The organism is Rhodoplanes roseus (assembly GCF_003258865.1).
GTDB classification, from domain to species: domain Bacteria; phylum Pseudomonadota; class Alphaproteobacteria; order Rhizobiales; family Xanthobacteraceae; genus Rhodoplanes; species Rhodoplanes roseus.
This window is the reverse complement of sequence record NZ_NPEX01000036.1, coordinates 12,420-34,729: the sequence shown is the minus strand read 5'-3', so window position 1 is coordinate 34,729 and position 22,310 is coordinate 12,420. Positions and strand designations below refer to the sequence as shown.

Below are 22,310 nucleotides of genomic sequence, written 5' to 3'. Positions count from 1 at the left end.
GGGCGCCGCGAGGCGCCCGGTTCCCGTCGATCCCGGCGAGATCGACATTCCGGCGTTCCTGCGCCGTGAGCCCGGCGTCGCGCCGGTCTATGCGGCGCCGGCCGATGCGATGCGAGACGGGGAGGAGGCGTGATGCTGCGCTCCTGCCTCGATCCGGCGCGGGCCGGCGGAAGCCCGGACGATGCGCATGCGCTCTGGCGGCGGCGGCTGCTGCACGACAGCCGCGTCGGCGAGGTGAGGCGCGAGGTGCTCCTGCGTCGCCGCGTCGACGGCGCGCCGCTCGATCGAGACACCTATCGCAGGATCGTCGCGGCCGCGCTGGCGCGGCTCGATCCCGTCGCCACGGCCGCCGCGCTCGGCTGGCCGCTCGGCAAGCTTTTGGACGTCGAGCGACAGATCGGCCTGCGCATCACCGTGACGGGCCCGCATTTCGAGGATCACCCATGACGCGCCCGAAATCACCCTGGCATCTCGCGCCCCTGGCGGCGTTCCGCGCGATCGTCGACGTGCTGGGGCACGGCGCCGGCAAGCACGACGCGGGCGCGCGGGTCGGGTTCCGGGCCGGCCGCGCCTGGTCGCGCGACTTTGGCGCGGCGATGCGGCATCTCACGGCCTGGTGGCTGCGCGACGGTGCCGACCCGCAGAGCGGCCGCTCCCATCTGCAGCACGCGGCGGCGCGGCTCGCCATCCTGGCCGAGTGCGAGATTCTGGGGCTCGGGCAGGACGATCGCCCGGGTGCCGCTCCGCCGGCGGGCGCGGCGTCGCGTGAGCCCGAGCGCAAGCTGCCGGGCGATTTCGCGCTGTGCTACGTCGCGACGCCGTACAGCAAGTTTCCGGGCGGGCTCGACGCGGCTTTCATGGCGGCGGCGCGCATCACCGGCGACCTCGCCCGCCGCGGCGTGCGGGTGTTCTCGCCTATCGCGCACAGTCACCCGATCGCGGTTCATGCCGAGATCGATCCCCTCGATCACGCGTTCTGGCTGCCGTTCGATGCCCCGATGATGGCGGCCGCCGACGCGCTGATCGTCGTGCGCCTGCCGGGCTGGGACAGCAGCGTCGGCGTGCGGCACGAGATCGACGCGTTCACGGCCGCCGGCAAGCCGATCTGGTGGTGCAACCCCGACACCGGCGCGCTGTGGCAGCGCAACGGGGCGTGAGATGCCGCCTGCCGCTCGTCACAGCTGGTCCGATCCGTACCGCACGCAATACCGCACCGAGCGGGCTTGCTGGTCGTGCGGTCTGATCAGAGTCGCGCGGCACGAGCCCGGTGTGCTGCCCTGGACGGAGTTCTGGCGCGCCCACGGCGACGGGCGCGACCGCGTGCCGGACCAGCACGGCGGCACACCGCCGTGCCTCGGTCGTCACTCTTCGTCGCAGGGAGAGGGTCGGGGCGCGCCAGAAGCGCGCTCCGAGGTGGGACGAGGCCCCGGACCGCAGACAGGATGATCCGATGAAATCGACCTCCGAGACGCTCTATCAGTACCGTCGTGGGCTCGACGTCGCGCACCGCCGCAAGCGGGTGCTGCAGCTCGCTGCCCAGGGCATCGAGACGCCCGTCATTGCCGAGCGCCTCGGCATGAGCCGCAACAGCGTCGGCGACATCCTGCGCGAGGCGCGGCAGGCGTCCGGCGGCGAGATGCGCCAGCGGGGATGATCGTGACCGGCCCCGATCTCTTCAGCTTCAAACCACCGGCCGCTTCGGAGGCGCCTGCCGCGCCGGCGTGCGCGGCGCCCCCGGCGCCCGTGCCAGTGCCAGCACCGCCGCCCGCGGAGCCCGTGCCGCCGAAGCGGCCATACGTGCATCCCCACTTCGCCGTCGGCGATCGCGTCAAGCCGGGGCCCGGCTGGGAGCCGGTCGACGTGCGCGAGCGGCGCGTTCCGCAGGGCGAGGTCAAGGCCGTAATGCCGTGGGGCTCGGGTCAGCTGCTGCTCGTCGGCGACGAGACGCGATGGTTCGGCGCCGGCACCTTCGTGCCCGACGACGATGCGCCGGGGAGCGAGCCGTGAGCATCGTCGCCATGAACTGGGCCATGCGGCAGCGGCCCGACGGGCCGTCCGCGCAGATCGTGCTGTTCGTGATCGCGGATCGGGCGAACGAGCGCGGCGTGTGCCGGCATGCCGATCCCGACGACATCGCCGACATCTCTCGCCAGTCGCGCGCGACCGTGTTCCGCCGGCTCGACGAGCTCGAACGCGTCGGCCTCATCACCCGGTTTCTGCGGCACGGGGAGAGGGGCGAGCGCGAGTACGAGATCAGGTTGAACCTCGACGCGGTCGCCGATTACGACATCGCGCAGGACCGGGAGACCGGTCGCCGCGTGATCAGGCTGCGTGACGGCGACGCCGAGGCCCGGGAGATCGTGCTGCGTGGCAGCGAGGGCGAGCGCGGCGAGCCGGCGGAGGTCGCGCCGGAAGCCCTGTCGGAGGGGGGTGAGTCTCAATTTGAGACTCGGGGTGAGTCTCAAATTGAGACTGTGCGAGTCTCACCCGTGAGACTGGGTGAGTCTCACTCGTGCGACTCACAGAAGAAGAATCCGTCCAAGAGTCCTTTACCTACCCCCAAAGCCCCCTCCCTCGGCGAAACGCCGCAGGGTGGGCGAGGGAACGAGTCGATCGAGGTCTTGCCCGATCAAGGGCTGGAAGCGTTCAGGCGAACCTACCCTGCATCGTCCAACCGGCCGGCCGAGGTGGTGCGCCTGTGGGCCGGGCTGTCGGCCGACGAACGGCGGCTGGCGACGACGGGGGCGCGCGGCCTCGCCGAGCAGCGGCGCCGCAACCCCCGGCAATCGGTGCTCGATCCGGCCCGGTATCTGCGCGACCCGGCGCTGTGGGCCGAGCACGCGCGCTTCGCGCCGGCCGAGCCCGTGCTGCCGGTTTGGGTGCGGCGCGGCTCGCCCGAGTGGCAGGGCCGCAGCGTGCTCGCCGCCATCCGGCGTCGCCCGATGTCGCCGGCGGCGCGCTGCGACGGGCAGGACGGCGAGGGCGCCTGGATGGCGCCGCTGCCCGACCACGTCGCGGCGCTGGCGCCGTTCGCCGCCGTGCCGATCGCCGACTGGCCGATCGTCGAGCCGAACACCCCGAAGTTCATCCGCTGGGCCGAGTGGCTGCGGCCGCTCGGCGTCAAACTCGAAGCGCAGTGGGAGCGGGTGCCCGGGCAGACCACGACGCTGCGAACCATGTCGAAAACGATCAACGACGCGCCGGTGCGCCGCGAGGGCGCCCGCGTCCCCTGCGACTGGCCGCCGGCCCGCACCGGCCCTATCGGCACCGGCCCCCCGGCGACCGATCCGATCGACGCGACTGCAGCCGACGAGCTGGCGAGGGAAGGGCGAGGGTGACGACGATGCTGGCGATCAACGACGAAGATCATCGCGCCGTGGTGGGCCGGGCGCCCATGCGGTCGTCGCCGCCGTGCGACGAGGGCCAGTGGTCGACGGACGGCGGAGCGTTCCGCGCCTGGGTGGTGGCGCTGGTCGAGCCGCAGAGCGAGGAACGGGCGCGGGCCTGGCTGTGGCATCAGGGGCGCGTGCCGACATGGCTGCCCATGATGCGGCAGTGGCGGACCCACCGAGGCGGCGGCGCTCGGCAGCGAATCACCGTCGACGTGCCGATCCTTCGCGGCTACCTGTTCGTGCCGGCCACCTACTTCGAGCACGCGCTGGTGCTGCGCTCGCCCGGTATCCACAGCTTCATGATGCTCGGTCGCCGTCTGGTGATGATCAGCGATCCCGAGATGGACCGGCTGCGCAGCGCGGTCGCCGAGATCAACGAACACAGGGCGATGGGCGGCCGGGCCGGGCGGCCTTACAAGATCGGCGAGGCGGTGCGTTTCATCGTCGACGTCTGGGCTGGCGTGGTCGCCACGGTGGAGGGCGTTGACGCGCACGGGCGCGTCGTCGTAGACGCGGGTGGACTGATGGGCCGAATCGTGGTCGCCGACGACCAGATCGAGCCGAACGCCTGAAGGGCAGGGGAGCCCAAGCCCCCATCGGGGCGGGTCCGGGGATGCAGGCACCGGACGCAGACCTCAGGCCATAGCCCTGAGTAGTCCGGCGAAGCATGGGATCGACGAGACTCACAACGGCGCTGTAGTCGACGTGACGTTCAAAGCCCCGGAGCAGCGATGCTCCGGGGCTTTGGCGTTCATAAGGCAGGATGGCTCGTCTCAAGGCAGCGCCCCCCAGGCTCACGTCGATCGGCATGTCGCTCGCTGCGCCTCCTGGTGACGAACAGGCATACGATCGTCGGCGACGCGGTGAACAGCCGTGGCGCTCCTGGTACAAGACGGCACGTTGGCGAGCACTGCGACGCGACGTGATCATTCGAGACGCATGCACCTGCCAGCGGACCGGCATCGTGCTGGGCGGTCGCGAGCCCTCTCCGGACAGTCCCGTCGTCCACCACGTGGTCCCCCATCGAGGCGACCCGGCCCTCTTCTGGGACGCTGCCAATCTCGAAACCGTCAGCAAGGCCTGGCACGACGAGCACGGCCAGCGCGAGGACCTCGCCCAGGGGTAGGGGGGGTCGAAAGTCCACCCCCCGCAGGGCCGCGGACCGGTTGGGTACCCATTCGGAGGTTTTATTTCCGTGAGCGACGGATTTTCGGACGACGGGTCGGCCGCGGCGCCGGACGTCGACCTGTTCGGCGCACCGGTCACAGCGATCCGTGAGCGGTGGGGCCGGCCGTCGTTCGCGAAGACGAAGGAGAATCAGGAGCTTGTCTGTCTGCTCCGGGCGTCGGGTTGGACGCAGCAGCGGATCTGCCGCTATCTCGGCTGTGACGAGAAGACGCTGCGGAAGTATTTTTCCCGGGAGCTCGAAGAGGGCGCCGACCGCATCGAGGGCATGGCCCTCGAAGTGCTGCTCAAGAAGATGCGGCTCGGCGACCGACTGTCGGCGACCAAGCTGCTCGAGCTGATCGACGACAAGGGCAATCCCGCGCCGCCGGTCCCGCGCGCCGCGCCGAAGGAAGCGCCGCTCGGAAAGAAGGCGCAGCTCGAGGCCGAAGCCCGCACGGGTCATTCCGCCACGGGGTGGGGCGACCTCCTCGAAGGCGGCGACCTTCCGAACTGATCATGAATCAGACCTGGTCGTTTGCCTGCCCGGATTGGGTGGACCGCCTGCGCACGGGCCGCTCGCTTTTGCCGCCGCTGCCGCTGAACCAGGCGCGAGCCGACCGCGCGGTGCGCATCTTCGACAAGCTGCGCGTGCCCGACATCGCCGGCCAGCCGTCGTTCGGCGAGGCGACGGGCGAGTGGTTCCGCGACATCATCCGCGCCGCCTTCGGCTCGCTCGACGACCAGGGGGTGCGGCACGTCCCGGAGATCTTCGCGCTCGTCGGCAAGAAGAACGGCAAGACGACCAACGGCGGCGGCCTGATCATGACGGCGCTGCTGGTCAACGAGGTGCCGCGCGGCGAGATGCTGTTCATCGGCCCGACCCAGGAGATCGCCGACCTCGCCTTTCAGCAGGCGGCCGGCATCATCGAGGCCGACGAGGAAGGCTACCTGCAGAAGCGGTTCCACGTCATCGAGCACCTCAAGATGATCCGCGACCGCCGCAACAAGGCGTTCGTCAAGATCAAGACCTTCGACATGCGGGTGATGACCGGCTCGAAGCCGATCATGGTGCTGATCGACGAGCTGCACATCATGGGCTCGCTCCACTACGCGGCGCGGGTGCTCGGCCAGATTCGCGGCGCCCTCCAGGCCAAGAAGAACTCGTTCATGCTGATCATCTCGACCCAGAGCGACGAGCCGCCGGCCGGAGTGTTCCGCACCGAGCTCGACTACGCGCGCGCCGTGCGGGACGGCAAGATCGCGCAGGCCCGCATGCTGCCGCTGCTGTGGGAGTTTCCCGCCTCGATGCAGCTCGACGAGACCAAGCCGTGGGCCGACCCGGCGAACTGGCCGATGGTGATGCCGAGCCTCGGCCGTATCTTCCAGCTCGACGCCATGCTGGCCGGCTATCACGAGGCCCGGGAGAAGGGGCCGGTCGAGGAGCGCCGCTGGGCGAGCCAGCACCTCAACGTCGAGATCGGCGTCGCGCTCGGCGGTTGGGAGGGCACGGCCTACTGGGGCGCGGCCGGCGATGAGAGCATCACGCTCGACGCCCTCATCGCGCGGTGCGACGTCGCCGTGGTGTCGATCGACGGCGGCGGCCTCGACGATCTGCTCGGCCTCGCCGTCATCGGCCGCGACCGGGCCTCGCGGGACTGGCTGTGCTGGGCGAAGGCCTGGGCGCAGCCCGATGTGCTGGACCGGCGGAAGCGGATCGCGCCACGGCTTCTCGATTTCGCACGCGCCGGCGACCTGGTGATCTGCGAGCACGCGACGCAGGACTTCGAGGATGTCGCCGCGATCTGCGCCAAGCTGCACGGCGCCGGCCTGCTGCCAGAGAAGGCCGGCATCGGTCTCGATCCCGCCGGCGTCACCCACATCATCGACGCGCTCGCCGCGCAGGGCATGGAAGGCGATCTCGTGGTCGCGGTGCCGCAGGGCTGGCGTCTGTCGGGCGCCGTCAAGGGCCTCGCCCGCAAGCTGAAGGACGGCACGTTCTGGCACGCCGGCTGCGCCATGATGGCCTGGATCGTCGGCAACGCGAAGCCCGAGCAGCGCGGCAACGCGACCGTCATCGAGAAGGCGGCGGCCGGCGAGGCGAAGATCGACCCGCTGATCGCGGTGCTCGGCGCCGTCCAGCTGATGAGCCGGAACCCGGAGGCGCACGGCGGTCCCTCCGTCTACGAAACCCGTGGTCTCATCGAGGTCGATCTCTGATGTTTTCTCGTCTTCGCCGGCGTCTCGCCGGCTGGGTGTCGCCCGATCTCGCCGCGGCGGCCTTCGGTGCATCCCAGCCGGTGTCCGACGATCGGCACTGGCTCCTGCGGGCCATCGGCGGCGCGAAAACCGATGCGGGCGTGCCGGTTTCCGAGCACACGGCGCTGCACCTGCCCGTAGTGTATGCCTGCATCAACCGCATCGCCAATCCGATCGCGCGGTTCCCTTTAAAGATTCTGCAGAAGACGTCCTCCGGCGGCGCAGCGGAGGTGCTCGATCATCCGTTGTCCCAGCGCCTCGGGCTTCGTCCGAACGACTTCATGAACTCACGGACGTTGCGCAAGACCATCCAGGCGCACGCGCTCCTGTGGGGGAACGGTTACATCGAGATCGAGCGCAACAACCGCGGCCAGGCCGTCGGCCTCTGGCCCTTGCTTGCCTGGTCCACGCGTCCGGTTCGGATCGAGGACCGGCTCGTGTACCGCACGTCGATCGACGGTCGCCAGCACGATCTCGACTACGGCGACGTCCTTCACGTGATGGACTTGAGCCAGGACGGCTACATCGGCCAGTCGCAGATCGCGCTCGCGCGGCAGGCCGTCGGCATGGCGCTCGCAATGGAAAAGTTCGGCGCGAAGTTCTTTGGCAACGACGCCAAATCGGGAGGCTTCTTGCTCCACCCCGGGCAGCTGTCGGCGACCGCGCGGCAGAACCTCGGGAGTTCGTCCGAGAAGCGCACCGATCCGGGCGCCCAGCTCGAGCGCCAGGGAGGCCTCGAAAACGCGCATCGGGTCAAGGTGCTCGAAGAGGGCATGAAATTCGTCAACACCACCATCCCGCCGGAGGACGCCCAGTTCCTCGGCTCGCGCGAGTTCCAGATCGCCGAGATCGCCCGGATGTACGACGTCCCGCTGGTCCTCCTGCAGAGCCATGAAAAGACGACGAGTTGGGGCAGCGGCATCGAGCAGCTGATGATCGGCTTCGTCCGGCAGACCATCGACCCGTGGGTGCAGGCCTGGGAGCAGGAGCTGAACTGGAAGCTGTTCACCGAAGCGGAGCGTGCCGCCGGCCTCTACGTCAAGTTCAACATGAACGCGATGCTGCGCGGCGACACGGCCGCTCGCGCCGCCTTCTACAAGGAAATGTTCGCTGTGGCGGGTCTCACGCCGAACCAGATCTGCGCCCTCGAGGACATGGACCCGATCGGGCCGGACGGTGACCACCGGTTCGTCCCGGCCAACTTCGTCACGCTCGACCGTGCCATCAATCCGCCGGCGCCGGGTGGGCCGCAGGCACCGGAGCCGGCCCCGGCTGCGGACGGCGCAGAGGACACCAGAGAGGCCGCATGAGGTACGCCCACATCGTCGCCGCCGTCACCGAGGAGCGCTGGGCGCTCCGCGAATCGAAGCTTCAGGAGATTCTCGCCTTCCTGCAGGACCAGGCCGCCGGCGCCAAGCTGTCGGCGGAAGAGATCGAGGCGCGGATCACCAAGGTCCAGGAGCAAGCAATCGCTCGCCGGGATGGTGCAGTGGCCGTGCTGCCGCTGCGAGGCGTGATCGCCAGCCGGATGAACCTCATGAGCGACATTTCGGGCGGCACCTCGGCCGAGGGCTTCGGGCGCATGTTCCAGGCCGCGCTTCGCGACGAAGGTGTCAAGGCGATCGTCCTCGACGTGGACTCGCCGGGCGGGGCGGTCAGCGGAGCCGACGAGCTGTCCACCATGATCCACGCGGCGCGCGGGCCCAAACCGATCGTCGCCCAGGTGGACGCCACGGCGGCGAGTGCGGCCTACTGGATTGCGTCTGCGGCCGACGAGATGGTGGTGACCCCGACCGGCTCGGTCGGGTCGATCGGCGTGTTCGGCGTGCACGACGACGTCTCCGCCGCGATGGAGAGGATGGGGGTGCGCAAGACCCTCATCTCGGCTGGCCGCTACAAGACGGACGGAAATCCGTATCAGCCGCTCGGGGACGACGCCCGTTCCCGCATCCAGGCGCGCGTCGACGCCGCCTACGGGATGTTCGTCAAGGCCGTCGCGCGCAATCGCGGCGTCTCGCAGGCGGCCGTGCGCGAGGGCTTCGGGCAGGGAGACATGGTTCTGGCCGAGCCGGCGGTCGCCGAGGGCATGGCCGATCGGATCGGCACCATGGAAGACACCCTGCGGCGCTTCGGCGCCAGTCTGCACCAGCCGGCGCCGTCGCGCCGCCGCGCCTTCGCCACGCAACGGGAGAGGCGCGCCCTCTCGCTTTGAACCAGCCGCCTTCAGCGGCGCGGAACGCTCACCGGCCGGCGTGAGCGATCGCAGACTCGTGCCGGCAATTCAGGAGACATGACATGCTGAAGGCGTTGCTGGAGAAGCGCGCGAAGCTGGTGGCCGACATGAAGGCCATCATCGACAAGGCCGAGGCCGAGGATCGCGATCTCACGGCCGAGGAGCTGGAGACCTTCGACAAGCTCAAGGCCGAAAAGGCGTCGCTCGACCTACGCGTCGAGCGGGCCGAGCTGCTGGAGGCCAGCACGGCCCAGCTCGACTCGGTCCGTCCGGCGGCCGCCCGGGGCGGCGGCATCGTTCGCCCGCCCGGCCCGGAGGCTCGGCGCGAGTTCGAGAGTCTCGGCCAGTTCTTTCACGCGGTGCGCTTCGCCCGCAACGATCCGCGGCTCAGCTACATCGAGGGCGTCGGCTCCGGCGAAGACCTCTCCGCCGCCAACGACATGCGGATGGACACTGGAACGACCGGCGGATTCGCGATTCCGCCGCAGTTCCGCAACGAGCTGATGCGGATCGAGGCTCAGGACTCGATGATCCGCCCGCGCGCGACCGTGATCCCGGCCGGAGACCCGCCGGATGCCCCGCTCACGTTCCCGGCCCTCGACCAGTCCGGCACGAACCCGCAGAACATGTACGGCGGCGTGCAGGTGCAGTGGATCGCGGAGGGCGCGGCGAAGCCCCAGACCGACGCGGCTCTCACCGATGTGACGCTGGAGCCGCACGAGATCGCCGGCCACATCGTGGTGACGGACAAGCTGCTGCGGAACTGGCAGGCGGCCGATGCGCTTCTGCGCAACCTGCTCCGCGGCGCCGTCCTGGCGGCGGAGGACTACGCCTTCCTGCGCGGCAACGGCGTCGGCAAGCCGCTCGGGGCGATCAACGCCGGCGCCGCCTACGCCGTGAACCGGGCCACTGCGAACCAGGTGAACTATCCGGATCTGGTGAACATGGTGGCCCGGCTGCTGATGCGGGGCGGGGCGCCCCTCTGGTCGCTGCCGCAGTCCGCCCTTCCGCAGATCGCCCAGCTCAAGGACCCGAACGACAACTACATCTGGCACGAGAACGCGAGGGACGGCTTCGCCGGCACGCTGCTCGGCTATCCGGTCCGCTGGAACAACCGGGCCCCGGCGCTCGGCACCAAGGGCGACGTGGTGCTGGCCGACTGGTCCTACTACCTGATCAAGGACGGATCCGGTCCGTTCGTGGCGGCCTCCGAGCACGTTCACTTCATCAACAACAAGACCGTCATCAAGATCTTCTGGAACGTCGACGGGCAGCCCTGGCTGCAGGCGCCGTTCAAGGAGGAGAACGGCTATCAGGTGTCGCCCTTCGTGGTGCTCGACGTCCCCGCCGGCTGATCCGATCACCGGCTCGACGGGCGCCCGGCATCGCCGGGCGCTCGCCCCCCTCGTTAGAAACAGGAGACCGATCATGTCGATCACGAAAGCCAGCGAGCGCGTCGCCGTCCTGGCCGCCCTCGATCCCGTGTCCCGTTCCGCCGGCACGGTCACGTCCGGGTGGGTTCCGGTGTCCGCCTGGAGCTCGGTCCTCGCGGTTCTGCAGGCCGGCGCGCTCGGGTCGAGCGCCACGGTCGATGCCAAGCTGCAGCAGGCCAAGGACGCCAGCGGCACCGGCGCCAAGGACATCACCGGAAAGGCGATCTCACAATGGACGCAGGCCGGCACGGACAAGAGCAACAAGCAGGCGATCGTCAACGTGCGGACCGCCGATCTCGATGTGGCGAACGACTTCACCCATGTCCGCTTCTCCGTGACGACCGCCACGGCGGCGAGCGTGTCGTCGGCGCTGCTGCTCGGCATCGGCTACCGCCGCGGCGCTGCCACGGCCGGCAACGCCGCCTCGGTCGACCAGGTGGTCGGCTGACCTCACCCGAACCAGACAGGAGGCCGGGCATGGCCGAGATCACCAAGCGTACCCTGATCGCCGAGTACATCCTGAACGGTCGGCGCCTGCCGGCCGGAACCACGGTCGACCTCACGGCGGGCCAGATGAGGAGCGCCGTCGCGGCCGGCGTCGTCCACGTCGACGACGCGCTGGACGCGGAGGTCGAGGCGACGGCGGCCGCGAAGCAGGAGCCGTCGGAGGCCGTCGCCGAGCCCGATCCTGAAAAGGAGCCCGAGAAGGAGCCCAACCTCGACCCGAAGAGGGACCCCGACAAGAGCGAGCGGCACACCGGCCGCAAGCACGCCCGCGGCTGATCGGTGGGATGCCCATGACGCCCGTCCTCGTCACGGCGCCGGACGCCGAGGTCGTCTCCGTGGCGACGCTCAAGACCATGCTCGGTCTCGGGGCCGAGACGGCCGACGCCGTGATCGAGGCGGCTCGCGACGCCGTGGTGGCCGAGATCGACCCGGCCTCCGATGGGTGTCTGAGCCGGGCGCTGCGGCCCGCCACATGGGAGCTGCGGGGCAGCGACTTCGGGTGCGGCCGGATCGACCTGCCGTACCCGCCCTGCACGTCGATCGTCTCGGTCGTCTACGACGATGCGCAGGGTGTCGAAAAGGTGCTGGCCGAGCACGACGACTACCGGGTGTTCCTCCGCCCGCTCGGCTACTCGTTCATCGCTCCCGTGTGGAATCGCGCCTGGCCGGCGACGCGGGGCGACATCGAGTCGGTGCGGATCCGTTTCGTCGCGGGTTACGCGGCGACGCCCGTGGACCTCATGCCGAAGGGAATCGTCGGGGCGATTGCGCTCGGGGTTCGACAGATCCTGCCGATGATGACGCGCGACCTGACCGTGTCGAGCGATGAGGTGCCCGACGTCCGGCGCGTCCAGTACGTCGTGAGCCAGAATGCCTCCAAGGTCTTGGAGGGCGTAATGATGCGATTGCTGCTGAAATTGCAGGTGTACGGCTGATGGTGTCCGTGGCGGAGACGCTGGCGGCCTACCGGGCGGCGCTCGCCGAGGTCGGTGAGACCATCACGGTCCGCCGCCTCAACCCGTCGCCAGCGGCGCCGACCGATGTCCAGGCCCTCGCGCGAATCACAGGTTATGATCCGTCCGAGATTGTCCCCGGGATCCAGCAGGGTGATCGCAAGGTGATCCTGCTCGCGGAGCACGTCACCCTTACTCCGCCCCTGCGCGCGGGCGACAAGCTCGTGGTGCGCGGCCGGGTGCTCAACATCGAGACAGTCGACGATTCCACTCGACGCCTCGGCGGCGTGCTGGTCGCCTACGAGCTACTGGTGCGCGGATGATCACCACCAACATCGACCCGATCAGCCGGGACGTCGAGCTGATCCTGCGCGACGACCTCTCGCCGAACGCCCGCAGCGCCGCCATCGCCGAGGTTGCGCGGGCCGAGCTGAAGGCCGCCGAGGACAAGAACCGCGCGGCGCTCGGCCGCATCCCATCGCACCAGACCTTCGTCGACGGCCGCGCCGGCGCCGCCCTGGAGTCCATCAATCCAGACCGCGGCACGATCGTCTTCGAGTTCGATCTGCTCATCGACGTGTTCGGCTGGATCGCCGACGCGCTGGTCAAGCACTCGCCGAAGCTGACGGGTCGCTACGCGGCGAGCCATATCCTCCTGGCCGACGGCGTAGAGGTTCGCTCCGGCGAGCAGGCGCCCGACGCGGCGGAGTATGCGTTCGTCAATGCCCAGCCGTATGCCCGCAAGATCGAGCGGGGTCTCTCGAACCAGGCGCCCGACGGCGTCTATCAGGTCGTCGCGATGCTCGCGGCCCGGCGCTTCGGCAACGTCGCCAAGGTGCGCTTCTCCTATCGGTCGCTGATCGGGACCTCCGCTCTGGACTCGTGGGCGCGCGGCACCCGGATCGGGCATCGCGGCCACGCCAGCGCGCAGAGCCGCAATGACTGGCTGCGCCGGCAGCCGGCCGTCGTGGTGACGGTTTAGCCATGGCCTCCAAAGCCGTGATCGACGCGGTGCTGGCTCGTCTCGGAGAGACGTGGGACGGCATCTCCGTCGTGCCCCCCAACATCACGGATGAAGCGCCAGCCGACGCCTCGCCGTACATCGCCGTGCAGTTCCCGGCCTCGAATGTCGAACGCATGCCGGTCACCGATCGGCTGTACCGGGAGGAGGGTGGCTTTCGGCTCGTGCTTCACATGGCGCGCGGTGCCGGCCACGCGGACGTCACCACGAAGGCGGACGCGCTGGCAGCTCTGTTCCGAGACACGGCCTTCGCCGGCGTCGAGACCTTCGTGCCGAGCACGCCCTACATCGACGACGAAAGCGGCAACTACGTCCGGGCCGCCGTCGTCGTGCCCTATCGATACCAGTTCCGCGACGCCTGAGAGGAGGCCCCCATGCCCAGGATCACCAACCACACCCGGCAGACGCTCGACTTCGTCATCCCGGGCAAGCCGAAAGACGGCGTGCCGCCGACCGCGTCGGTCCGCCCCGGCGAGACCGCGGACATCGATGTGCGCGAGGACGATCCGGTGCTGCTCGGCCGCATCGCCGCAGGCGCGGTCTCCGTCGACGCGAAGCGCCCGTCCAAGGCCGCGACCGGCGCGCCGGCCTGATCACCAGAGCAACAGGAGCATTCCGATGGGAAACATTCGCTCGTCTTCCGGCACCAAGATCTATATCGGCCCGAGTCAAGTCAGCACGCCGGCCGATGCCGCCGCATATGCAGGTCTCACGTGGGTCGAGATCGGCATGGTCCGCAGCGTGCCGAGCTACGGTGACCAGGCGTCGATCCAGAGCGGCGCTGTGGTCGGAGACGCCCGGGTCCGCAAGGCCAAGGGCGCCCGTGACGCCGGCGATACCGAGATTGTCGTCTATCCCGATCCGGCCGACACCGGCCAGCAGGCCCTCATCGCCGCCGAGGCGACGAACCTGTACTACCCGTTCAAGGTGGTGAACCCGGACCGCCTGAACGCCACGGGGACTGACGGCATCGACTACTTCATGGCGCTGGTCACCTCGAAGAAGGGATCGGGCGGCGAGAACGATTCCCTCGTCACCAAGACCTTCCAGCTCGGCATCACCTCGGCGATCACCGAGGTCGCCCCGACCGCGGGCTCGTGAGGCACCCATGAAGACGGCCGACATCAAGACGAATTCCGCCCGCCAGGAGAGCGGCGCCTGGATCGGCGACATCCCCGAAATGGGGGATTTCGAGGTTCGGGTTCGGGGCGCGCAGTGCGCCTCGGCGCGCGCGCTCCGCAACAAGCTGATCCGCGCGTTGCCGGCCAAGCTGCGTACCGACCCGGCGGGCATCCCGATCGAGGAGCTCGACCGCATCGAGACCGAAGTGATCCTCGGTGCCATCCTGCTCGAATGGCGCAACTGGGAGGACGAGCCGTATTCGCCCGATACGGCGCGCCGTGTGCTCGCGGATCCCGACCTCGCCGCCGTGCGCGATGCCGTGCTGTGGGCGGCGATGCAGGTCGGTCGCCACGACGACGCGGCGCACGCGGCCGACCTGGGAAACTGACCGACGCCCTGCGCTGGCAGATGGCGTGGGGCGGCGAGATCGAGATCCTCGAGAGATGGCTCGCCGAGGGCCGAAAGGTACCGCCCGGCTATCTCGACCGCCCGGTGCTGCCGCCGGGCGCCGCGATGGTCTGGGACGCGTTCACGACGCTCTCTTCGGACCGCTCGGTCGGCATGGGCGAGGGACCAATCCCATTTGCGTCCATCGATCGATGGGCAGTCCGCTACGGGATCGACGACCTGGACGAATTTGACCGCTTCGCCGCCCTCGTGCAGGCGCTGGACGGTCGTTACCTGGCTGCCCGGCGCGATGAGCAGGAGCGGGCCAGGGAGGCCGAGGCAGCCCTCCGCCGCGAGCAGAAACAACCGGTGTAACCATGGCGACGACCGAAACCATCCGCCTCGTCACCGTCCGGGCCCGAACCGAGGGCCTGGACAAGACGACGCGGGACCTCGCCGCACTTGATAAAGCCCAGCAGGGCGTGGCGTCGTCCGGCGTGGCCATGGCCTCCGCGACCGAGACATCGGCTCGGCGCCAGACCTCGGTCGCCCGCGGCTACGACGTGATGCGTCAGCGGGTGGATGAGAACTATCGGGCGCAGCAGCAGTTCGCACGCGCGCAGGGTATCGCAGACCGGGCGCTGCAGCAGGGCATCACGACGGTTCAGGAACACGCCCGCGTCGTCGAACAGGCGCGCCGTCGCTATCTCGGCGTCGTCCCGGCGAACGAGAACATGGCGCGCAGCACCGGGCTCGCGCGGTACGAGTTGACAAATCTCAGTCGCCAGATCCAGGACGTCGGCGTGTCGCTGGCCGGCGGGCAATCTCCATTCACCGTGCTCGCTCAACAGGGCACGCAGATCGCCGACATCTTCACGAGCTCGAACGGCACGGTTCGGGGGTTTATCGGACAGCTCCGGGGATTGATCTCACCGGTCGCGCTGCTCGCCGCCGGCACCGTGGCGCTCGGCGCGGGAGCTTATGCGGCGTGGCGATATTGGAAGGACTTCGCGCTTACCCTCGACGACACGGCACGTTCCGCCGGGGTCACGTCGTCCGAGATGGCGAAGCTCCAGGCCGCGGCGTCGTTCCGCGGCATCGGGCAGGACGATTTCTCCGGGGCGATGAAGAGTTTTGCCTCCGAGGTGTACCGGGCCAAGAGCGGCGCCGGGTCTCTGGCCGACCTGATGCGGGCCAACGGCCAGACGGTCAAGGGCACGGCCGACGCCATGGATCGGGTCGCGTCCCTGGTCCAGAACGCGGCGAGCGATCAGCAGCGGCTGCAGATCTTGCAACAGGCCGGCCTGCCCGCGACGATGGAATGGGTTCGCCTGCTTCAGGGCGGGCCGGAGGCGCTGCGCCGCGCCAGAGAAGAGGCTGCGTCGTTTGGCGGCGCGGCCAACGACGAGATGATCAAAAAGGCGCGCGAATTCGACGTGGCGTGGAACAAGGCGTGGACCAACTTCAGCCTATATGTGCGCTCGGCCACAGTTCAGGCTGTCTCGGATTTTCAGAAAGCGCAGGAAGGCTTTGCTACGTTCGAGAAAGATCTCGGCGAGAAGCTGAGGGAACTCGTCTTCGGCAAGGGTTACCAGACGACGTCGTATCCGCCAGCCGTGTCCGCGCCACCGCTGCCGGCGCGATTTCAGGGCGCGGCCGCATTGCGCGCTCCGTCTGCGATTAAAAACCCGCCCCTGCCACAGCCTCGACCGATGGAGGAATACGGACCCCCCTTGTCCCTCAAAGGCCCGCCGACCGTGGACCCCCAGGTACAGCAACGGCAGCTCGCGCTCGAGTCCCAGCGCCTCGGTATCCTCGCGCAGATCGGCTCCGTTGGCGATCAGGTGCGGCAGAAGGAAATCGAGATCGCGCAGGCCCGGGCATCAGGGGTGCGTATCACCCAGGCCGAAGAGGCGGCGCTGCTGCGGCTGACCAGGGCGCAGGCTCTGGGTACGCTGCAGATGCAGCAGCAAACCGGGCAGCTTCAGATCGAGACGGCCACAATCGGAATGTCCGTCGGCGCCGCGGCAGCGTATCGTGCCGAGCAGGAGAAGATCCTGGAAATGCGGCTTCGCGGCCGATCCCCGACCGAAGAGGAAACCCGGCTGCTCCGCGAAAATGCCAGGGCGCTCGGTGAGGCCACGCAGCGGTCGAATGATCTCCGCACGCTGAACCAACTCGGCACCGAATTCGCCACCGGCTTCGTTCGCGACATCCGGAACGGGGTGTCCGCGACCGAGGCGCTCGGTAACGCGCTCAACCGGCTGGCCGACAAGCTCATCGAAATGTCGCTTCAGAATCTCGTCGGGAAGGCCCTCGGCGGGCTTGGGCCGGGCGGGCAATCGGTTCTCTCCGGCCTGCTCCCGAACGCGAACGGCAACGTGTTCGCCGGCGGCAACGTGATCCCGTTCGCCCGCGGCGGCGTGGTCGACCGTCCGACCATCTTCCCGATGGCCAGGGGCGCCGGGCTGATGGGCGAGGCCGGGCCCGAGGCGGTGATGCCGCTGCGCCGCACCAGCGACGGCCGGCTCGGCGTCGCGGCGCAGGGCGGGGGCGGCACCACCGTGATCATCAACAACAACGCCGCGGGCGTGCAGGTGAGCCAGAGCCAGGACAGCAACGGCGCTACCGTGTTGGACATCGAATCGGCGGTCGACGGCATGGTGGCCAGCAGGATCGGCTCGGGCCGCGGCGCCACGTCGAAGGCCGCAGGCCTCCGGCCGCGGTTGCGGGGCTGATCCGATGGCGCTCCCCAGCTGGCCGTCCGGCCTCGCCTCGCGCTACCAGCCGCAGGTCGAGGGATTCGCGTATGGCGACTTCGTCGCGCCGGCGGTGTCGACCGATGTCGAGGACGGGCCGCCGATCGACCGCGTCGGCGGGCAGACGCTGATCGAGCGGCTGCCCTATAAGCTCAGGATGTCGGGGGCCGAGCTGGCGATCTTCCGCGCCTTCTGGCGCGACGACATTGCGAGGGGGACCGGCCGGTTCACCATGTCGGTGCCGATCGACGGAACCTATACGACCCGCACCGTGAAGATCGACGGCGGCCGCTGGTCGGCGCCGCCCGCGTCCGGTGACCTCTACGATCTCTCCTTCACCCTACTCGTCTTCCCGGCCGCCTGATCATGCCGCTCACCGATGCCATCGCCGAGGCCTATGCGGCCGTGCCGGCCGGCGAGGTCTGCCACGAGACGCTGGAGCTCGACCACGTCACGCTGGCCGAGCCGATCCGGGTGCTGTGCAACGGGCAGGACGACATCGACCTGCCGCTGGTGCTGGGCGGCACGCCCGTCACCTTCACCGCGCTCGGCGTCAGCGTGATCCCGCCCGGGGTCGACGACGACGGGCCGACGCCGATGCGGGTCAGGCTCGACCTCGCCGCCGACCTGCTGATGGGACCGCTGCTCGCCGCCACCGCCGCGACCGAGCCGTTCGCCGTCACCTGGCGCGTCTACACGTCGGCGGACCTGACCCAGCCCGGCGAGGTGATCAGCGGCCTGCAGCTCCGGGTCGCCACGCTCACCGCCACCGCGGCCGAGGCCACCGTGTCGCTCCCGCAGGTCGAGACGCAGGCGTTTACGCTGCGCACCTACGACCGCGAGTCTTACCCGGCTCTGGCGAATGACTGACGCCGCGGCCTACGTCTCGGCCCTGATCGGCCGCCCCTGGGACCGCACCGGGCTGCACTGCGGCGCCCTGGTGCAGCAGGTGCAGCGCGACCTGTTCGGCCGCTCGCTGCCCGACGTGATGCGCGAGGCCCCGCCCTGCGACGCGGAGGGGCGCCTGGAGCGCTACCGGGTGTTCGCCGAGCACCCGGCTCATGGCGACTGGCAGCAGGCGCTGCGGCCCACGCACGGCTGCCTCGTCCTGATGCGCCGCCGCTCCGGCCGGCCGCACGAGCATGTCGGCGTCTGGCTCGCGCTCGACGGCGGCGGCGTGCTGCACACCGATGCGCCCCACGGCGTGGTGTTCGATTCCCTCGCCCAGCTCGCGCTCCGCGGCTGGCTCCCCACCTGGTTCGTCCCGGTCCGTTGATGCCCCGCACCCCTAAACGCCACGGCGCCACGCTGCTGGCCCGCACCTGTATGGGTCAGGCCGTCGGCGCGCCCATCGTGCTCGATCGCCGCCGGCGCAGCGTCGCGGCCATCGTGGCGCGGCACGCCGATGCGCGCCGGCCGTTCATCGTCTCGCGGCACCCGGCCGGCGGCGCGTTCGCGGCGACCGACGACACCGTGGTGTGCCGCGCCGATTGGACCCGCACCCGGGTCGGGCCGGACGAGACCGTTCTCATCACCTATCTGCCGCTCGGCGGCGGCTCGTCCGCGGGCAGCAACACCGGAAAGCAGATCGGCGGTGCCGTCGCCATGCTGGCGCTGCTCGCCCTGGCGCCGTATGCCGCGCCGGCGCTCGTGGGCGCGGGCTCGGCGCTCACCGGCACGCTTCTCTCGGCCGGCGCCTATGCCGGCGCGGTCGCGGCGGTCCAGGCCGGACTCGTGGTCGGCGGCGCCTACGCGATCTCGCTCGCCACCAAGGCGAAAGCAAACGACACGACGGATACCGACTCCCGCTCGGTCTACGGCGTCTCGGGCGGCGGCAACCTGCCGCGGCCGGGCGACCGCATTCCGGTCGGCTACGGCCGGTTCTGGTCCTCGCCCGACCTGACGCAGCCCGACTACACCGTCTACGACGGCGACGACGTGCTGCTCTACAAGCGCATGACGCTGGGGCTCGGCGAGTACGAGGTCCACGAGATCCAGGTCGGCACCGAGAGCGCCTCGCGGCTGTGGACCGCCGAGGACGGCATCCGCGCGCCGTTCGATACGCCCGACACCGCGGTCGAGATCATTGCGCCGGGTGGCACCTCGACGCTGGTGCCGGGCTCGGTCTACAGCCACCCGGGCGTGAGCAGCATCGAGCTTCCGCGCCCCGAGGACACGCCGGCCTATTCCGGGCCGTGGGCCGTCTGCGAGGTCGGCACCACCACCTCGAAAATCCAGCTCGATTACGAGCTGCCGCAGGGCGTGGCCAACAACGGCGGGTCCGAGCCGTTCGCCGGCAACTGGTCGCTCAAATTCGAGTACGCGCCGTGCGACGAGGACGACGTTCCGACCGGGCCGTGGGTGACGCTGCTCGAGGACGGCGCCTCGGTCTACTCGACCCGCGCGCTGCGCTACACCAAATACGTCACGGTGCCGGACGGGCGCTACCTGGTGCGCGGCCGCAACATGCAGCCCTACTGGGACAAGGGCATCAACACCATCATCTGGTCGGGGCTGCGCGCCCACTTCCCGGACACCGTCACGCGGCCGCACGTCACCGAGATCGCGGTGCGCATCCGCAGCGGCAAGCAACTCGGCGTCACGGCGTTCGGCCAGCTCTACGTGCGCGCCACGCGCAAGCTGCCGGTCTGGGACGGCACGGCCTGGGCCACCGAGGCCACCCGCAAATGCGTGTGGGCCTATCACGATGTGCTCACCTCGAGCTACGGCGGCGCCCTCGATCCGTCGCTGGTCGACGTCGACACGCTGGCGGGCTACGCCGGGAGCCTGTCCGAGCACGACACCTATGACGGCGTGATCCGCGGCCCGGTCTCGGTGTGGGAGGCGGCGGCCGTGGTGCTCGGCCCGATGCGCGCCGAGCCCGCCGTGATCGGCTCGCTGTGGTCGCTGGTGAGGGATGAACCCAAGGCGGTGCGCCGGCACGTGTTCAGCCGCCGCCAGATCAAGCGCGGCTCGTCGCAGGTCGAGGTGCAGATCGCGCGCGACGAGGGCGCGGCCGACGTCATCGTGGAGTACAGCCCCGACGCCGATCCGCGCCGCACCCGGGAGACCCGCGTCACCTACGGAGCAGCGTCGCTGACGCCGACCCGGATGAAAGTCGAGGGCGTCACGACGTGGAGTCACGCCAATCACATCGCGCGCTGGAAAGCGGCCGCCGGCTACTATCGCCGCCAAAAGCGCACCTTCTCGTGCGACCGCATGGGCCGGCTGGTCGGGCGCGGCGATCCGATCCTGGCCGACATGTGGTTTCTCGATCGCGGATCGAGCCGCACCGGTGGCGTCATGGCGCGCAGCGGCACGACGCTGACGCTCGACACGCCGATGGATCAGGGCGGCACGCTCTACGCTTATCTGCGCGACCGCCGTGGCCGCGAGTGGGGCCCGGTGGCCGTGACGATTCCGGACGCCGAAGCGCCGCACGTCGTGACGCTGGACTCCGACGACGTCGCCGCGGTCGAGGCGGCCTATGGCCAGTCGCTCGCCTCCGTCGTCGCGCTCGACACGCAGGCGCCGACCACGGTGCTGATCGGGCCGCTCGCCACGGTCGAGCAGCAGTACCTGGTGCGCCGCATCGCGCATCAGGGCCGCGACAGCATCGAGATCGAGGCCCTGGTCGACGCGCCCGAGGTGTGGACCGCGATCGGCGCCGCGATGCCGCCCGAGCCGGTGGTGCCGAGCATCGGCGACATCCGCACGCCGCAGTATCCGACCGTCGCCTATGTGCGCGCCGCGGCCGTGGCCAAGGGCTCGGCCCTGGTGATGGACTGGGCCATCGCCGCGGCCCGCGGCGCCGCGTCCTACGTGGTGCGCCTGAGCTACGACGACGGCGACACCTGGGAGATCGTGTCCGAGGGCCTGTCGCTCGACGGCACCTATTCGATCCGCCACGTCGAGGGCGGCACCGTCAAGCTGCAGGCCTGGGCGATCGGAGCCACCGGGCTGCCCGGCCCGACCGTCGAGACCACGTTCGGAACCTTCGAGGCCACGGTGAAACCGGGCTCCCTGGTCGATGGGCTGCGCGAGCACGTCACCGAGGAGCTCGGCCGCGAGATCGCCGAGATCGATTTCCGCACCCAGCGCATCGCCGGCGCCGCCGCCGACCAGGACGCGGCCAACGCGATCGACAAGCGCGAGGTGCGGGTGCTGGTCAGCGCGGTCAAGGGCAGCCTGCAGGCCTCGATCACCGAGGTCGCCACGATCGTCGAGACGCTCGGCGGCACGCTCACAGCGCTCTATGCGCTGGCGCTCGACGTGAACGGCTACGTGGTCGGCTACTACGTCGTCAACGACGGCACCACCAGCGACTTCGTCGTGGTGTCGGACAACTTCAAGGTCGCCAAGCCCGGGGTCAGTGGCGGAGACCCCGTGCCGGTGTTCGCGATCGGCACGGTCGACGGTGTCACCAAGCTGGCGTTGCGCGGCGACATGCTGATCGACGGGTGCATCATCGCCGCCAAGATCGCAGCGAACGCGATCACGGCGGGCAAGATCGCCGCCGACGCTATCACGTCGGACAAGATCGCAGCGAACGCCATCACGGCGGCGAAGGTCGCGGCCGGCGCGCTGTCTGTCGACAAGCTCACGGCCGATGCCGCGACGCTCAATCTCAACGTCATCGGGAACGCGACCACGGTCTCGATCGCGCACCCCTATTCGACGTCGAACTTTGAAACCACCTACGACAAGGCGTTCTATTGGTCCGCCGGAAGTTTCACGCCGGAACGCGGAAACGTAATGATTGCGATATCGGTAGAGACGGCCATAAACACGAGCACATACAAAGCGAATTTCACCGTGCGGTTCTATTTGCGTATCTACGCGGCGTCGACATTGGTGATCGAGATCGACATCGGAGCCCGCAATCAGGACTATTTTTATAGTGTGGGCATTATCTCCGGCGCGCTGCTGAAGCGGTTGACAATCGGAACGGCATACACGTTCGAGATATGGAAACAGGTCACGGCCAACAGCGCCTATAACACCGGCGGGCAGGTCATTGAAAACCTGACGACCTATCCGGGCATGGCGCTGTTCGAACCCCGTAACGTCGTCTGATCCA

27 protein-coding genes are annotated in these 22,310 nt (G+C 69.5%); all 27 read left to right on the top strand.

What is annotated here, in order from left to right; genetic code table 11:
- The first annotated feature begins 132 nt into the window (after positions 1 to 132).
- The 27 genes from CH341_RS07890 to CH341_RS07760 all read left to right on the top strand — a co-directional run bounded on the left by CH341_RS07890 (position 133) and on the right by CH341_RS07760 (position 22,306).
- Positions 133 to 447 (top strand): hypothetical protein, encoded by a 315-nt coding sequence (locus CH341_RS07890; protein WP_111418485.1) that lies wholly within the window; start codon positions 133 to 135, stop codon positions 445 to 447.
- Positions 444 to 1,157: a DUF1937 family protein gene (locus tag CH341_RS07885; RefSeq protein ID WP_111418484.1), complete on the top strand. Its 714-nt coding sequence runs from the start codon at positions 444 to 446 to the stop codon at positions 1,155 to 1,157. The genes CH341_RS07890 and CH341_RS07885 overlap by 4 nt, the downstream gene beginning before the upstream one ends.
- A gap of 293 nt (positions 1,158 to 1,450) precedes the next feature.
- A complete protein-coding gene (locus CH341_RS07880) occupies positions 1,451 to 1,654 on the top strand; it encodes a helix-turn-helix domain-containing protein (protein ID WP_111418483.1) in 204 nt (67 codons plus the stop codon).
- Positions 1,655 to 1,797: 143 nt separating this feature from the next.
- Positions 1,798 to 2,007 (top strand): hypothetical protein, encoded by a 210-nt coding sequence (locus tag CH341_RS07875; protein WP_111418482.1) that lies wholly within the window; start codon positions 1,798 to 1,800, stop codon positions 2,005 to 2,007.
- Between the two features lie 59 nt (positions 2,008 to 2,066).
- A complete protein-coding gene (locus tag CH341_RS07870; protein ID WP_146604413.1) occupies positions 2,067 to 3,338 on the top strand; it encodes a helix-turn-helix domain-containing protein in 1,272 nt (423 codons plus the stop codon).
- A 5-nt stretch (positions 3,339 to 3,343) separates the two neighbouring features.
- A complete protein-coding gene (gene nusG, locus CH341_RS07865) occupies positions 3,344 to 3,964 on the top strand; it encodes a transcription termination/antitermination protein NusG (protein ID WP_146604412.1) in 621 nt (206 codons plus the stop codon).
- 350 nt (positions 3,965 to 4,314) lie between these two features.
- Positions 4,315 to 4,518, top strand: coding sequence for a hypothetical protein (locus tag CH341_RS35765; RefSeq protein WP_245430940.1), 204 nt, complete (start codon positions 4,315 to 4,317; stop codon positions 4,516 to 4,518).
- Positions 4,519 to 4,587: 69 nt separating this feature from the next.
- Complete coding sequence (locus tag CH341_RS07855; protein ID WP_111418478.1) at positions 4,588 to 5,073, top strand: helix-turn-helix domain-containing protein; 486 nt, start codon at positions 4,588 to 4,590, stop codon at positions 5,071 to 5,073.
- A gap of 2 nt (positions 5,074 to 5,075) precedes the next feature.
- A complete protein-coding gene (locus tag CH341_RS07850) occupies positions 5,076 to 6,776 on the top strand; it encodes a terminase large subunit (RefSeq protein WP_111418477.1) in 1,701 nt (566 codons plus the stop codon).
- 35 nt (positions 6,777 to 6,811) lie between these two features.
- On the top strand, positions 6,812 to 8,125 hold the full coding sequence (locus CH341_RS07845; protein ID WP_245430939.1) for a phage portal protein: 1,314 nt from the start codon (positions 6,812 to 6,814) through the stop codon (positions 8,123 to 8,125).
- Positions 8,122 to 9,027 carry a S49 family peptidase gene (locus CH341_RS07840; RefSeq protein WP_111418475.1) on the top strand — a complete coding sequence of 302 codons (906 nt, stop codon included), beginning with the start codon at positions 8,122 to 8,124 and terminating at the stop codon, positions 9,025 to 9,027. The genes CH341_RS07845 and CH341_RS07840 overlap by 4 nt, the downstream gene beginning before the upstream one ends.
- A gap of 83 nt (positions 9,028 to 9,110) precedes the next feature.
- A complete protein-coding gene (locus tag CH341_RS07835; RefSeq protein WP_111418474.1) occupies positions 9,111 to 10,403 on the top strand; it encodes a phage major capsid protein in 1,293 nt (430 codons plus the stop codon).
- Positions 10,404 to 10,476: 73 nt separating this feature from the next.
- The gene (locus CH341_RS07830; RefSeq protein WP_111418473.1) at positions 10,477 to 10,929 is read left to right on the top strand and encodes a hypothetical protein; all 453 of its coding nucleotides are present in this window, start codon (positions 10,477 to 10,479) and stop codon (positions 10,927 to 10,929) included.
- A gap of 29 nt (positions 10,930 to 10,958) precedes the next feature.
- On the top strand, positions 10,959 to 11,264 hold the full coding sequence (locus CH341_RS07825; protein ID WP_111418472.1) for a hypothetical protein: 306 nt from the start codon (positions 10,959 to 10,961) through the stop codon (positions 11,262 to 11,264).
- Positions 11,265 to 11,278: 14 nt separating this feature from the next.
- Positions 11,279 to 11,923, top strand: coding sequence for a head-tail connector protein (locus CH341_RS07820; protein WP_111418471.1), 645 nt, complete (start codon positions 11,279 to 11,281; stop codon positions 11,921 to 11,923).
- Entirely contained in the window at positions 11,923 to 12,264 is a 342-nt protein-coding gene (locus tag CH341_RS07815) for a hypothetical protein (RefSeq protein WP_245430938.1), read from the top strand. Before CH341_RS07820 ends, CH341_RS07815 begins: the two co-directional genes overlap by 1 nt.
- Positions 12,261 to 12,923 carry a hypothetical protein gene (locus CH341_RS07810; protein ID WP_111418470.1) on the top strand — a complete coding sequence of 221 codons (663 nt, stop codon included), beginning with the start codon at positions 12,261 to 12,263 and terminating at the stop codon, positions 12,921 to 12,923. Before CH341_RS07815 ends, CH341_RS07810 begins: the two co-directional genes overlap by 4 nt.
- Before the next feature lie 17 nt (positions 12,924 to 12,940).
- Positions 12,941 to 13,324: a phage tail terminator-like protein gene (locus CH341_RS07805; protein ID WP_170149519.1), complete on the top strand. Its 384-nt coding sequence runs from the start codon at positions 12,941 to 12,943 to the stop codon at positions 13,322 to 13,324.
- Positions 13,325 to 13,336: 12 nt separating this feature from the next.
- Positions 13,337 to 13,555 carry a hypothetical protein gene (locus CH341_RS07800; RefSeq protein ID WP_111418468.1) on the top strand — a complete coding sequence of 73 codons (219 nt, stop codon included), beginning with the start codon at positions 13,337 to 13,339 and terminating at the stop codon, positions 13,553 to 13,555.
- 25 nt (positions 13,556 to 13,580) lie between these two features.
- Positions 13,581 to 14,063, top strand: coding sequence for an iron ABC transporter substrate-binding protein (locus tag CH341_RS07795; RefSeq protein WP_111418467.1), 483 nt, complete (start codon positions 13,581 to 13,583; stop codon positions 14,061 to 14,063).
- A gap of 7 nt (positions 14,064 to 14,070) precedes the next feature.
- Complete coding sequence (locus tag CH341_RS07790; RefSeq protein WP_111418466.1) at positions 14,071 to 14,472, top strand: hypothetical protein; 402 nt, start codon at positions 14,071 to 14,073, stop codon at positions 14,470 to 14,472.
- A 20-nt stretch (positions 14,473 to 14,492) separates the two neighbouring features.
- Entirely contained in the window at positions 14,493 to 14,846 is a 354-nt protein-coding gene (locus CH341_RS07785; RefSeq protein ID WP_111418465.1) for a phage tail assembly chaperone, read from the top strand.
- A 2-nt stretch (positions 14,847 to 14,848) separates the two neighbouring features.
- Positions 14,849 to 17,209 carry a phage tail length tape measure family protein gene (locus CH341_RS36290; RefSeq protein ID WP_111418464.1) on the top strand — a complete coding sequence of 787 codons (2,361 nt, stop codon included), beginning with the start codon at positions 14,849 to 14,851 and terminating at the stop codon, positions 17,207 to 17,209.
- Between the two features lie 4 nt (positions 17,210 to 17,213).
- A complete protein-coding gene (locus CH341_RS07775; protein ID WP_111418463.1) occupies positions 17,214 to 17,594 on the top strand; it encodes a hypothetical protein in 381 nt (126 codons plus the stop codon).
- 2 nt (positions 17,595 to 17,596) lie between these two features.
- Positions 17,597 to 18,100, top strand: coding sequence for a DUF1833 family protein (locus tag CH341_RS07770; RefSeq protein WP_111418462.1), 504 nt, complete (start codon positions 17,597 to 17,599; stop codon positions 18,098 to 18,100).
- Positions 18,093 to 18,506, top strand: coding sequence for a glycoside hydrolase (locus CH341_RS07765; protein ID WP_111418461.1), 414 nt, complete (start codon positions 18,093 to 18,095; stop codon positions 18,504 to 18,506). Before CH341_RS07770 ends, CH341_RS07765 begins: the two co-directional genes overlap by 8 nt.
- Complete coding sequence (locus tag CH341_RS07760; protein WP_146604411.1) at positions 18,506 to 22,306, top strand: host specificity factor TipJ family phage tail protein; 3,801 nt, start codon at positions 18,506 to 18,508, stop codon at positions 22,304 to 22,306. Before CH341_RS07765 ends, CH341_RS07760 begins: the two co-directional genes overlap by 1 nt.
- Positions 22,307 to 22,310 lie beyond the last annotated feature (4 nt).

What these genes read in the sequence shown, in the direction of transcription:
- CH341_RS07840 (WP_111418475.1), top strand. Translation starts at nt 8,122, where the DNA reads ATGAGGTACGCCCACATCGTCGCCGCCGTCACCGAGGAGCGCTGGGCG.
- CH341_RS07815 (WP_245430938.1), top strand. Translation starts at nt 11,923, where the DNA reads ATGGTGTCCGTGGCGGAGACGCTGGCGGCCTACCGGGCGGCGCTCGCC.
- nusG (WP_146604412.1), top strand. Translation starts at nt 3,344, where the DNA reads ATGCTGGCGATCAACGACGAAGATCATCGCGCCGTGGTGGGCCGGGCG.
- CH341_RS07785 (WP_111418465.1), top strand. Translation starts at nt 14,493, where the DNA reads ATGGCGTGGGGCGGCGAGATCGAGATCCTCGAGAGATGGCTCGCCGAG.
- CH341_RS07820 (WP_111418471.1), top strand. Translation starts at nt 11,279, where the DNA reads ATGACGCCCGTCCTCGTCACGGCGCCGGACGCCGAGGTCGTCTCCGTG.
- CH341_RS07890 (WP_111418485.1), top strand. Translation starts at nt 133, where the DNA reads ATGCTGCGCTCCTGCCTCGATCCGGCGCGGGCCGGCGGAAGCCCGGAC.
- CH341_RS07765 (WP_111418461.1), top strand. Translation starts at nt 18,093, where the DNA reads ATGACTGACGCCGCGGCCTACGTCTCGGCCCTGATCGGCCGCCCCTGG.
- CH341_RS07850 (WP_111418477.1), top strand. Translation starts at nt 5,076, where the DNA reads ATGAATCAGACCTGGTCGTTTGCCTGCCCGGATTGGGTGGACCGCCTG.
- CH341_RS07830 (WP_111418473.1), top strand. Translation starts at nt 10,477, where the DNA reads ATGTCGATCACGAAAGCCAGCGAGCGCGTCGCCGTCCTGGCCGCCCTC.
- CH341_RS07835 (WP_111418474.1), top strand. Translation starts at nt 9,111, where the DNA reads ATGCTGAAGGCGTTGCTGGAGAAGCGCGCGAAGCTGGTGGCCGACATG.
- CH341_RS36290 (WP_111418464.1), top strand. Translation starts at nt 14,849, where the DNA reads ATGGCGACGACCGAAACCATCCGCCTCGTCACCGTCCGGGCCCGAACC.
- CH341_RS07810 (WP_111418470.1), top strand. Translation starts at nt 12,261, where the DNA reads ATGATCACCACCAACATCGACCCGATCAGCCGGGACGTCGAGCTGATC.
- CH341_RS07800 (WP_111418468.1), top strand. Translation starts at nt 13,337, where the DNA reads ATGCCCAGGATCACCAACCACACCCGGCAGACGCTCGACTTCGTCATC.
- CH341_RS07825 (WP_111418472.1), top strand. Translation starts at nt 10,959, where the DNA reads ATGGCCGAGATCACCAAGCGTACCCTGATCGCCGAGTACATCCTGAAC.
- CH341_RS07880 (WP_111418483.1), top strand. Translation starts at nt 1,451, where the DNA reads ATGAAATCGACCTCCGAGACGCTCTATCAGTACCGTCGTGGGCTCGAC.
- CH341_RS07885 (WP_111418484.1), top strand. Translation starts at nt 444, where the DNA reads ATGACGCGCCCGAAATCACCCTGGCATCTCGCGCCCCTGGCGGCGTTC.
- CH341_RS07790 (WP_111418466.1), top strand. Translation starts at nt 14,071, where the DNA reads ATGAAGACGGCCGACATCAAGACGAATTCCGCCCGCCAGGAGAGCGGC.
- CH341_RS07760 (WP_146604411.1), top strand. Translation starts at nt 18,506, where the DNA reads ATGCCCCGCACCCCTAAACGCCACGGCGCCACGCTGCTGGCCCGCACC.
- CH341_RS07795 (WP_111418467.1), top strand. Translation starts at nt 13,581, where the DNA reads ATGGGAAACATTCGCTCGTCTTCCGGCACCAAGATCTATATCGGCCCG.
- CH341_RS07770 (WP_111418462.1), top strand. Translation starts at nt 17,597, where the DNA reads ATGCCGCTCACCGATGCCATCGCCGAGGCCTATGCGGCCGTGCCGGCC.
- CH341_RS07775 (WP_111418463.1), top strand. Translation starts at nt 17,214, where the DNA reads ATGGCGCTCCCCAGCTGGCCGTCCGGCCTCGCCTCGCGCTACCAGCCG.